This is a genomic window from Nocardia sp. NPDC055029, assembly GCF_053608525.1.
The window spans coordinates 9,219-22,162 of sequence record NZ_JBSGVQ010000019.1 but is presented as its reverse complement, the minus strand read 5'-3'; the positions used below and the strand labels follow the sequence as shown (position 1 = coordinate 22,162).

General features: G+C 70.8%; 1 protein-coding gene (only partly in view). It reads left to right on the top strand.

Annotated features, from left to right (window positions below; genetic code table 11):
• Nucleotides 1–12,944: the 3' end of a non-ribosomal peptide synthase/polyketide synthase gene (locus ACWF9G_RS18050; protein WP_452516528.1), read on the top strand. 30,949 nt of this gene lie to the left of the window's left edge; 12,944 of the gene's 43,893 nt are visible here — the last part of the coding sequence; the start codon falls outside the window, past its left edge; its stop codon occupies nucleotides 12,942–12,944.

Here is a 12,944-nt window from a genome sequence, read left to right as displayed (position 1 = left end):
CCGACGGTTCGTCGATGGGCCCGCTGGCCCGCGACATCATGGCCGCCTACGTGGCCCGCGTGCAGGGCGAGGCCCCGCAGTGGGCGCCGCTGCCGGTGCAGTACGCCGACTACGCGCTGTGGCAGCGCGAGGTCCTCGGCGACGAGACCGACCCGGAATCGCTCGCCGCCAAGCAGGTCGCGTACTGGAGCAACGCCCTCGCGGGTCTGCCGGATCAGCTGGAACTGCCCGCCGACCGGCCGCGCCCGCCCGCGCAGTCGTTCCAGGGCAAGGCGATCCGCTTCGAGATCGATCCGGCGCGCCACGCCGCGCTGCACGAGCTGGCCAGGGCCAACAACGCCTCGCTGTTCATGGTCGTGCACGCCGCCCTCGCGGTGCTGCTCGCGCGCCTCTCCGGCACCGACGACATCGCGGTCGGCACCCCCATCGCGGGCCGTGGTGAGCGCGAACTCGACGACCTGATCGGCATGTTCGTCAACACCCTGGTGTTCCGCACCGCCATCGACCCGGCGGCCTCGTTCGCCGAGCTGCTGGCCGATGTGCGCGAACGCGACCTGGAAGCCTTCGCCAACGCCGACGTGCCGTTCGAGCGCCTGGTCGAGGTGCTCAACCCGGTGCGCTCCACCGCGCGCAACCCGCTGTTCCAGGTGGGCCTGTCGTTCCAGAACCTGGCCGACACCACCTTCGAACTGCCCGGCCTGACCGTCAGCGCCGTCGACTACGACTCGCAGCTGGCCAAGACCGACCTGCACGTCACCCTCTACGACCGCTACACCGACGACGGCGCACCGGCCCAGCTGGTCACCGAATTCGGTTACGCCATCGACCTGTTCGACGAGTCGACGGTCCAGAGCTTCGCCGACCGCTTCCTGCTGGTGCTCGACGCGGTCGCCGCCGACGCGACCGTCCCTGTCGGCGATATCGACCTGCTCACCGCGCCGGAGTCCACGCAGATCGTCACCGCGTGGAACGACACCGCGCACGCGATCGACACCGACGCCACGCTGGTGTCGCTGCTGGACGCGACCGTGGCGGCCACTCCGGATGCCGTCGCGCTGGTTGTCGACGAGGTCGACGGTCGCCGTGAGCTGACCTACGCCGAGCTCGACGCCGAGGTCAACCGCCTTGCCCGGCACCTGATCTCGCTGGGTATCGGGACCGAGGATCGGGTGGCGCTGGCCATCCGCCGTTCCGCGGAACTGATCATCGCGATGTACGCGGTGGCCCGTACCGGCGCCGCCTACGTGCCGATCGATCCCGATCAGCCCGCCGAGCGCACCGACTACATCCTGGAGACGGCCGCGCCCGCGGTCGTGCTGACCACGGCGAACGCCGAGTTCAGCACGGCGGCGGCCGAAGTGGTCGTCCTCGACGAGCTCGACCTGAGCGCCGTCAGCCCGGCCGCGATCACCGAGCGCCGTGGCGCCCTGGTGCCCGCGAACACCGCGTACGTGATCTTCACGTCCGGTTCCACCGGCAAGCCCAAGGGTGTCGCGGTCTCGCACGGCGCGATCGTCAACCAGTTGCTGTGGGAGACGGCCGAATTCGGTATCGGCGCCGACGACGCGGTGCTGCTCAAGACGGCAGCCACCTTCGACCTCTCGGTCTGGGAGTTCTGGACCGCCGCCGTCGCGGGCGCCCACCTGGTGGTCGCCACCGCCGACGGTCACCGCGACCCGGCCTACCTCAACGACCTGATGCGGGCCACCGGCGTCACGACGCTGCACGTGGTGCCGTCGATGCTCGACGCACTGCTCACCGAGTCGGGTGCGGCGCTGCCGCGCACGCTGCGCCGGGTGCTGGCCATCGGTGAGGCGCTGCCCGCGTCCACCGCGCAGCGCTTCCGCACCGCCAACACCGCGGAACTGTTCAACCTCTACGGCCCGACCGAGGCCGCGGTCTCGATCACCAGCCACGCGGTGACCGATGCCGACCAGGTGTCGGTGTCGATCGGTGCGCCGGAGTGGAACAGCCGTGTCTACGTGCTGGATTCGCGCCTGCGTCCGGTGCCGGTCGGTGTCTCCGGTGAGCTCTACCTGGCCGGCGCCCAGCTGGCCCGCGGCTACTACGGCCGCGCGGATCTCACCGCCGACCGCTTCGTCGCCGACCCGTTCTCGGTGATCGGCGAGCGCATGTACCGCACCGGTGACCTGGTGGCCTGGAACGCCGACGGCGAACTGGACTACCGCGGCCGCACCGACTTCCAGGTGAAGATCCGCGGCTTCCGCATCGAGCTCGGCGAGATCGAGGCCGCGCTGCTGCGGCAGGCCGACATCACCTCCGCCGCGGTGCTGGCCCACACCGACCCCGTCGTCGGTGATCGCCTGGTGGCCTACGTCGTCGCCGGTGCCGAGGTCGACAAGCTGGCCCTGCGTTCCGCGCTGGCCGCCGAGCTGCCGTCCTACATGGTCCCGACCGTGTTCCTGCAGCTCGACGCCCTGCCGCTGAACGCCAACGGCAAGCTGGATCGCAAGGCCCTGCCGGAGCCCGAGGTCGAGAAGGCCGTGTTCCGCGCGCCGGTCAGCCCGAGCGAGCAGCTCGTGGCCGCCACCTTCGCCGAGGTCCTGCGACTGGGCGCCGACAAGCGCTTCGGTCTCGACGACGACTTCTTCGCCTGGGGCGGTAACTCGCTGCTGGCGACGCAGGTCGCCGCCCGCCTCGGTGAGGCGCTGAACACCCGGATTCCGGTGCGCCTGCTGTTCGAGGCGTCCACGGTCGCCGCGCTGGCGCACCGTATCGAGCAGCACGCCGAGACCGGTGATCGCAAGGCGCTCACCGCCGGTCCGCGTCCCGAGCACATCCCGCTCTCGCTCGCGCAGCAGCGCATGTGGTTCCTCAACCGCTTCGACACCCAGTCGGCGGCCTACAACGTGCCCGTCGCGGTCCGCCTCACCGGCGACCTCGATGTGGCCGCGCTGCGGGCCGCGATCACCGACCTGGTGTCGCGCCACGAGATCCTGCGCACGGTGTACCCGCAGACCGAAGCCGGTGCGGCACAGGTGATCCTGTCGCCCGCGCAGGCCGCGCCGGAACTGATCGAGCGCACCGTGGCCGCCGGCGAGATGGAATCGGCTGTCGCGGAACTGATGTCGACCATCTTCGACGTCACCGTCGAGGTGCCGCTGAAGGTCGCGCTGTTCCGCGCCGAGAACACCGATGCCGAACCGGCGGCGCCGAGCTCGGTCTTCGGGCCCGCCCGCACCATCTCCGGCGACTTCGTGCTCGCCATGGTCGTGCACCACATCTCGGGTGACGGCTCGTCGGTCGCCCCGCTGACCCGCGACCTGATGACCGCCTACGCGGCCCGCTCCACCGGCCAGGAGCCCGGCTGGGCGCCGCTGGCCGTGCAGTACGCGGACTACAGCATCTGGCAGCGCGAACTGCTCGGCAGCGAGGACGATCCGGACTCGATGGCGTCCAAGCAGGTCGCGCACTGGAAGCAGGCCCTGGCTGACCTGCCCGATCAGCTCGACCTGCCCGCCGACCGCCCGCGCCCGGCCGTGCAGACCTTCGCCGGCAGCAAGGTCGACGTCCAGATCGACGCCGACACCCACCGCGCGCTGGTCGAGCTGGCCCGCGCCGAGGGCGCGACGCTGTTCATGGTCGTGCACACCGCGCTCGCGGTGCTGCTGGCCCGCCTCTCGGGTACCGACGACATCGCCATCGGTACCCCGATGGCGGGTCGTGGCGAGGCCGCCCTCGACGACATGATCGGCATGTTCGTCAACACCCTGGTGTTCCGCACCAAGGTCGACGGCGACGAGGCGTTCACCGAGCTGCTGGCCCGCCAGCGTGAGGACGACATCGCGGCGTTCGCCAATGCCGACGTGCCGTTCGAGCGTCTGGTCGAGGTCCTCAACCCGGTCCGCTCCACCGCGCGTCACCCGCTGTTCCAGGTCGGCCTGTCGTTCCAGAACCTCAGCCGCGCCACCCTGGAACTGCCGGGCCTGACGGTGTCCGGTCTCGACATCGATTCCCAGCTGTCGCAGTTCGACCTGCACCTGATCGCCACCGACCGCTACGGCGATGCCGGTGAGCCCGAAGGCATTTCGGGCATCTTCACCTACGCCACCGATCTGTTCGACCACGCCACGGTCGAGGGCTTCGTCGCGCGGTTCGTCCGCCTGCTCGGCGCGATCGTCGCCACCCCGCGCACCGCGGTCGGCGACATCGAACTGCTCGCACCGGCCGAACGCGCCCAGATCCTGGACGCCCGCAACGCCACCGCCTACCGCGTCGACACCGAGGCCACCCTGGTCTCGCTGCTCGACGCGACGGTGGCCGCCGATCCGAAGTCGACCGCCCTGGTCACCGACGACGGCGCCCAGCTCTCCTACGCCGAACTCGACGCGAAGGTGAACCGCCTCGCGCGGCACCTGATCTCGCTGGGTGTCGGCCCGGAGGCCCGTGTCGCGCTGGCGCTGCGCCGCTCGGTGGACCTGATCGTCGCGATGTACGCGGTGAGCAAGTCCGGTGGCGCGTACGTGCCGGTCGACCCCGATCAGGCGGCCGAACGCACGAACTACATCCTCGAGACGGCGGCACCGGTCTGTGTGCTGACCAACGCCGAGGCCGAGTTCGACACCGATGTCGCGCCGCTGGTGCGCATCGACGAGCTCGAGCTTGACGAGGTCGGCGCCGCACCGGTTTCCGATGCGGAGCGCACCGAGCCGCTGCGTCCGGAGCACACCGCCTACGTGATCTTCACGTCCGGTTCGACCGGACGCCCGAAGGGTGTCGCGGTGCCGCACGGCGCCATCGCCAACCAGCTGCAGTGGAAGCTGATCGAGTTCGGCATGGACGCCGCCGACGCGGTGCTGCTGAAGACCGCCGCCACCTTCGACCTCTCGGTCTGGGAGTTCTGGTCGGCCGCCGTCTGCGGTGGCCGCCTGGTCATCGCCTCGGCCGACGGCCATCGCGATCCGGCGTACCTGAACGAACTGATGTCGCGCGAGTGGGTCACCACGCTGCACGTGGTGCCGTCGATGCTCGACGCGCTGCTGGCCGCAGGCATGCCCGATTCGCTGTGGCGGGTCCTGGCCATCGGTGAGGCGCTGCCCGGTTCGCTGGCGCAGCGGTTCCGCACCGCGTTCCCGCGCACCGAGCTGTTCAACCTGTACGGCCCTACCGAGGCCGCGGTCTCGATCACCTCGCATCGGGTGAACGCCGCGGACCAGGGCTCGGTCTCCATCGGTGGGCCCGAGTGGAACAGCCAGGTGTACGTCCTCGACGCGCGGCTGCGCCCGGTGCCGGACGGCGTCGCGGGCGAGCTGTACCTCGCCGGCGCGCAGTTGGCGCGCGGCTACTTCGGCCGCCCCGACCTGACCGCCGACCGTTTCGTCGCCAACCCGTTCACCCCCGGTACCCGCATGTACCGCACCGGTGACCTGGTGGCCTGGCACAACGGTGAGCTCGACTACCGCGGCCGCACCGACTTCCAGGTGAAGATCCGCGGCTTCCGTATCGAGCTCGGCGAGATCGAGGCCGCGCTGCTGGCGCTGCCCGAGATCGCCCAGGCCGCCGTCATCGCGAAGTCCGACCCGCGCACCGGCGATCGCCTGGTCGCGTACCTGGTCGGCATGGATATCGATGTCGCGCAGGTGAAGTCGACGCTCGCCGCAGGGCTGCCGTCGTACATGGTGCCCGCCGCGTTCGTCGTCATGGACGCGCTGCCGCTCAACGTCAACGGCAAGCTCGACCGCAAGGCGCTGCCGGAGCCGGAGTTCGAGGCCCAGGCCTTCCGCGCGCCGTCCACCCCGATCGAGGAGATCGTGGCGGCCGTGTTCGCGGACGTGCTCGGCGCCGAGCGCGTCGGCGCCGACGACGACTTCTTCGCCCTCGGCGGCAACTCGCTGCTGGCCACGCAGGTCGCGGCCCGTCTCGGTGCCGCCCTGGACAGCCGGGTGCCCGTGCGCCTGCTGTTCGAGGCGTCCACCGTCGCCGGTCTCGCGGTGAAGGTCGAGCAGGGTGCGGGCGCCGGTGGGCGGCGCGCGCTGGTCGCCGGACCGCGCCCGGAGCAGGTACCGCTCTCGCTCGCGCAGCAGCGCATGTGGTTCCTGAACCAGTTCGACACCAGCTCCGCGGTGAACAACATCCCGGTCGCCGTCCGCCTGTCGGGCGCGCTGGATGTCGAGGCGCTGCAGCTCGCGGTCGCCGATGTGCTGGCCAGGCACGAGACCCTGCGCACGGTGTACCCGTCCACGGACGGCACGCCGCACCAGGTGATCCTGCCGGTCGAGGGCAATGTTCCGGATCTGACGCCGGAAACCGTTGCGCCCGAACAGGTTCGCGACAGGATCGCCGCGCTGATCTCCGCAGGCTTCGACGTGCTCGACGAAGTTCCGTTGCGCGCGAAGCTGATGCAGGTCGCGGACGACGAGTTCGTGCTCGTCTTCGTCGCCCACCACATCAGCGCCGACGGCTGGTCCATGGGCCCGCTGACCCGCGACGTGATGGTGGCCTACGCCGCCCGCGCCGCCGGGGAACGCCCGGGCTGGGCGCCGATGCCGGTGCAGTACGCCGACTTCAGCGTCTGGCAGCGCGACGTCCTCGGCTCCGAGGCCGACGACGCCAGCCTGATCTCCCAGCAGGCCGACTACTGGAAGCGCGCCCTCGCCGGCGTCCCCGACGAGCTGAACCTGCCTCTCGACCGGCCGCGTCCGAGCACGCAGTCCTTCGCCGGCGGCCGGGTGCTGTTCCCGATCGGCACCGAGATCCACGCCGGACTAATCGCCATCGCCCGCGAGCAGAACGCGACGCTGTTCATGGTCGTGCACACCGCCCTCGCGGTGTTCCTGGCGCGCATGTCGGGTACCGAGGACATCGTCATCGGCACCCCGATCGCCGGTCGTGGCGAGGCCGAACTCGACGACGTCATCGGCATGTTCGTCAACACCCTGGCCCTGCGCACGCAGGTCGGCGGCCAGCTCAGCTTCGCCGAGCTGCTGACCCAGGCGAAGGAAGCCGACCTGGCCGCCTTCGCGCACGCCGACATCCCGTTCGAGCGCCTGGTGGAACTGCTCAACCCCGAGCGCTCCACCGCGCGGCACCCGCTGTTCCAGGTGGCGCTGTCGTTCGAGAACCTGCCCGACGCGAGCTTCGAGCTGCCGGGCCTGTCGGTCTCGGCCGTCGACTTCGACGTCGACACCGCCAAGTTCGACCTGCTGCTCACCGTGCGTGAGGCGCAGGCCGGTGACGAGGCGGGCGCCTACGCCGAGTTCTCCTACGCCAGTGACCTGTTCGACCAGTCGACGGTCGAGACGTTCGCGCAGCGCTTCCAGCGTCTGCTCGCCGAGGTCGTCGCCGACACCACCACCCCGGTCGGCGATCTCGAACTCCTCGACGGCACCGAGCGCACCGAACTGCTCACCCGCACCGGCGGTCCCGCCGCGTCGACGAGCACCCTGCCCGAGCTGCTTGCCCAGGCCGTGGCGACCAACCCGGCCGGTCAGGCGATCGTCGCGCCCGGCGAATCGGTCGACACCGGCCTGGTCCGCGCGCTCACCGCGACCGGCACGCCGGATGCGGACGAGTCGCAGCGCGCGGGCGAAGAGGTAGGTGCGGGCGAGTCCAGTGGGCTCGCGGCGGCGCAGTCGGGTCAGGCTCGCTCGCTGACCTATGCCGAGCTGGACGCGGCCTCATCGCGCCTGGCCCGCGTGCTCATCGAGCGTGGTGCGGCACCGGAGACGGTCGTCGCCATCGCCATGCAGCGTTCGCTCGAAACCACGCTGGCCATCTGGGCCGTCATCAAGTCCGGTGCCGCGTTCCTGCCGGTCGATCCGAAGTATCCGGCCGAGCGCATCGCGCACATGATGTCGGATTCGGGTGCGGCACTGGGCATCACGGTGTCGTCCGAGGTCGATCACCTGCCCGCGCCCGCCCTGGGCGACTGGCTGGTCCTCGACGATGCGGCGCTGCACGCCGAGATCGCCGAGCAGTCCGCCGCGCCGATCACCGACGTGGACCGCCAGGATGCCGTCCGGACCGGCAACACGGCCTACATGATCTACACCTCGGGTTCGACCGGCCTGCCCAAGGGCGTCGTCGTCTCCCACACCGGTGTGGCCAACTTCGCCGCTGCCCAGGTGGCGCAGTTCGGGCTCGGTAAGCACGCGCGCACCCTGGCGTTCGCGTCGCCGTCGTTCGACGCGTCGATCCTCGAATTCCTGCTCGCGGTCGGCTCGGCGGGCACTCTCGTCATCACGCCGGTCGGCGTGGTCGGCGGCGAGGAACTGGCCGAGATCATCGTGGGCCAGCAGCTGACCCACGTGTTCCTCACCCCGCTGGTCGCGGCGTCGATGGAGCCCGCGGCGCTGGCCGACGTGGAAGCGCTGATCGTCGGTGGCGACAAGGCCCCCGTCGACCTGGTGGCGAACTGGCACAGCGCGGGCACCGACCCGGCGCACCACCGGTTCTACAACGCCTACGGCCCGACCGAGGCGACCATCGCGACCAACCTGTCCGACCCGCTGCTGCCCGGCGACACCATGAACATCGGTGGCCCGATCGCGGGCGCCACCGTCTTCGTGCTCGACAGCCGCCTGCGCCCGGTCCCCGAGGGCGTGGCCGGTGAGCTGTACCTGGGCGGCCTCCCGCTGGCCCGCGGTTACCACGCGCGCCCCGGCCTCACCGCCGAGCGCTTCGTGGCCAGCCCGTACGCCGACGGCGAGCGCCTGTACCGCACGGGTGACGTCGTCGCCTGGCGCACCGTCAACGGCAAGTCGGTCGTGGAGTACGTGGGCCGCAACGACTTCCAGGTGAAGATCCGCGGCTTCCGCATCGAACTGGGCGAGGTCGACGCGGTTCTCACCGCGCACGACGACGTCGAGTTCGCCGCCACCATCGGCCGCACCACCGACGCGGGCGCCACCATCCTGGTGTCCTACGTGCGGGCCACCCCCGGCGCGGCCGCCGACCCGGCCACCCTGGTCGAGTACGCGGCGCAGCAGCTGCCCGCGCACATGGTGCCCGCCGCCGTGATGGTGCTCGACGAGATCCCGCTGACCCCCGCGGGCAAGCTCGACCGTCGCGCCCTGCCCGAGCCGGTCCTCGCCCCGCGCGAGTTCCGCACGCCGACCAGCGAAGTCGAGGCGATCATCGCCACCGTCTTCGCCGAGGTGCTCGGTGTCGACGCGGTCGGCCTGGACGATTCGTTCTTCGCCCTCGGCGGTGACTCGATCCTGTCCATCCAGCTCGTCTCGCGCGCCAAGGACCGCGGCGTGCTGTTCAAGCCGCGCGACGTGTTCGAGAAGCGCAGCGTGGCAGGCCTGGCCGAGATCGCCGTGCTCGCGGGCGACGCCGACCAGATCGTGCTCGAGGAACTGCCGGGCGGCGGTGTCGGTGATATCCCGATGCTGCCGATCATGCGCCAGATCCTGAGCAGCGGCTCCACCTACGACCGGTTCTCCCAGTCGATGGTGCTGCGCCTGCCGGAGAACATCACCGAGGAGGTCCTGCACGCCACCATCGGCGCGGTCTTCGACCACCACGATGTGCTCCGCTCGCGGGTGGCCAAGGATGCCGAGAACGGCTGGGTCTTCGAGGCGCTGGCGCCGGGCGAGGTCGACGTGACCGCGCTGGTGTGTCGCATCGAGGTGGCCGGTGAGATCACCGACGAGCAGCTGTCCAAGCAAGCTTCGGTCGAATACGACGAGGCCATGGGCCGACTCGATCCGGCGAACGCCGCCATGGTGCAGTTCGTCTGGTTCGCCTTCGGCGAGAACACCGACGGCCCGCGCCGTCGCGACGCGCTGCTCATCGTCGGCCACCACTTCGTGATCGACGGTGTCTCCTGGCGCATCCTGATCCCGGACCTCGGCATGGCCTGGGGCCAGATCGCCGCCGGTCAGCCGGTGACGCTGCCCGTCAACGGCACCTCGATGCGCCGCTGGGCGCACAGCCTGGTCGAGCAGTCCACCGATCGTCGCGCGGAACTGCCGTTCTGGCGCGAGGTCTCGGCCACCGCCGATCCGCGCCTTGGCGCGCGGGCGTTCGACCCACAGGTCGACACCTTCGCGACCGTCGACCGGGTGCAGGTCACCCTGTCGCCGGAGGTCACGGACGCGGTGCTCACCGCGATCCCGGGCCTGTACCACGGCGGCGTCAACGACGGCCTGCTCACCGCACTCGCGCTGGCCGTATCCCGCTGGCGCGGTGACGAATCCGGTACAGCGGCACTGATCAAGCTGGAGGGCCACGGCCGCCAGGAGGAGATCGTCGCCGGTGCCGACCTCTCGCGCACCGTCGGCTGGTTCACCACCGCCTTCCCGGTCCGCCTCGACCTGGCCGGTGCCGATCTCGACGACGCCTTCGCGGGCGGCGCCGTGCTCGGCGAGGTGATCAAGTCGGTCAAGGAGCAGATGCTCGCCGTGCCCGACAAGGGCATCGGCTACGGCATGCTCAAGTACCTGACCACCGAGGGTGCCGATCTGCCGAGCGTCGGCCAGATCAGCTTCAACTACCTCGGTCGCGCGACGGCGGGCGAGATCCCCGCCGAACTGGCCGAACTCGGCTGGGTGCCGGTGGCCGATCTGGGTCAGCTCGACGCCGAGATGGACCTGGACATGCCCGCCAACGCGACGCTGGACATCAACGCCATCGTCAACGACGGCGACGAGGGCCCGCAGCTGGGCGCGAACATCGCGTTCCCGACCGGGCTGCTCACCGCCGACCAGGCCCAGGAGTTCGCCGACCTGTTCGTGGCGGCGCTGACCGCGCTCGCCACCCACGCGCAGCGCGCCGACGCGGGCGGTTTCACCCCGTCCGACATGCCGCTGGTGCGGGTCGATCAGTCCGACATCGAGCTGTGGGAAGGCAACTACCCGGCCCTGGCCGAGGTGTGGCCGCTCTCGCCGCTGCAGGCGGGCCTGATGTTCCACGCCATGCTCAGCTCGGCCACCGTCGACGTGTACACCGTGCAGGCCGTCCTCGACCTGACCGGCACCCTCGACACCGAGCGGCTGCGGCGCGCGGCCCAGGCCGTGCTCGACCGGTACCCGAACCTGCGGACCGCGTTCGTCACCGACTCGGCCGGTCAGCCGGTGCAGGTCGTGATGTCGGAGCTCGAGGTCCCGTGGCGCGAGGTCGACCTGACCGACCTGCCGGAGGACGAGCGACTGCCGCGCATGCAGCAGCTGCTGGTCGCCGACCGCGCCAACCAGTTCGACATGGCCACGGCTCCGCTGATCCGCTTCGGTCTGTACAAGACCGGCGATGGCCAGTCCCACCTGGCGATCACGGTGCACCACATCCTGATCGACGGCTGGTCCATGCCGCTGCTCATGCGCGACCTGCTGGTCCTCTACGCGGTGCACGGTGACCTCACCGCGCTGCCGCGCGTGGCCTCCTACCGCAACTTCCTGTCCTTCCTGTCGGGTTGGGATCGCGAAGTGTCGCTGCAGGTCTGGGCCGAAGCGCTGAACGGGGTCGAAGGCCCCACCCAGCTGGCGCCAGCGCCGCGCACCGAGGAGCGCTACGAACTCGGCAAGGTCATCGTCGAGATCGACAACGACCGCACCAGGGCGCTCGGCAAGTTCGCGGGCGAACTCGGTGTCACCGTGAACACGCTGCTGCAGACCGCGTGGGGCATCGTCGTCGGCCGCCTCACCGGCCGCGACGACGTGGTGTTCGGCGCGACCGTGTCCGGTCGCCCGGCCGAACTGCCCGGCGTCGAGTCGATGGTCGGCCTGTTCATCAACACCCTGCCGGTGCGGATCCAGATCGACGACCGGATCAGCGCGGAGGAGCTGACCAAGCGGGTGCAGGCCGAGCAGGCCGACCTGCTCAGCCACCACTTCGTCGGCCTGTCCGACATCCAGCGGGTGGCCGGGGCAGGCGCGCAGTTCGACACGCTGCTGGTGTTCGAGTCCTACCCGATGGACAAGGACGCCGTCACCGCGGCGAGCTCGATCGACGGCATGCAGGTCACCGGTGTCGGCCTCGACGACGCCACCCACTACCCGCTCACGCTGGTGGTGATGGCCGAGTCGACCATCGAGATCACCCTGCGCTACCTGCGCAGCACCTACACCGAGGACGAGGTCCGCACCCTGTCCGCGCGTCTGCTGCGCGTGCTCGACGAGCTGCTCGACAACCCGACCGGCCTGGTCGGCGACATCGACATCCTCGACGCGGGCGAACGCGCCCAGCTGCTCGCCGAATCCGGTGTGACGGCTGCTGTCTCGGCCCCGGTCGCGACGGCGGGCGTTGGTGCGCAGACGGTGGCCAAGGTGCTCGGCGAGGTCGTCGAAGCCGACCCGCAGGCTCCCGCCCTGCTCCGCGGCGACAGCGAGATCGCCTACAGCGCACTGGATCGCAAGTCCTCGCAGCTGGCCCGCGTGCTCATCGCCCGCGGTGCGGGCCCCGGCGATGTTGTCGCGATCTCGCTGCCGCGCAGCGTGGATTCGGTCCTCGCCGCCTGGGCCATCCAGAAGGCGGGCGCCGCGGTCCTGTTCGCGGGCGAGCTGTCCGGCGTCGAGATCGCCGCGACCGGTGCGTCCTACGGCATCAGCGACGCTCCCGTCGCCGGCGTCGCGGGCGACTGGCTGATCCTGCCCGACGTAGAAGCCGAGATCGCCGCCGCCGCGGCGCATCCCGTCTCCTACGCCGACCGGGTCCGCCCGCTGTCCGAGGACCACCCCGCCTTCGTGCTGGCCGCGGCGGAGGCGAACTCGACGCTCACCCAGAGCGCCGCGCTCGCCCTCGCCAAGACCCTGCGCGACACCCACGACGTCGACTACGAATGCACCACCTTCACCACGCACGCCTCCGGCCCGGCCGCCATCCAGGAATTCCTGGTCTCGGCCACCGCGGGCGCCCTGTCGGTCCTCCCCGGCGGCCCGGTCGAAGACGACCTGTCCGACGGCGAGGTCACCCACTGGTTCGTCGCCCCCGGCGACCCGACCGATGCGGCCGACGGTGAGGTCAGGGTGATCGTCGCCGAGTAG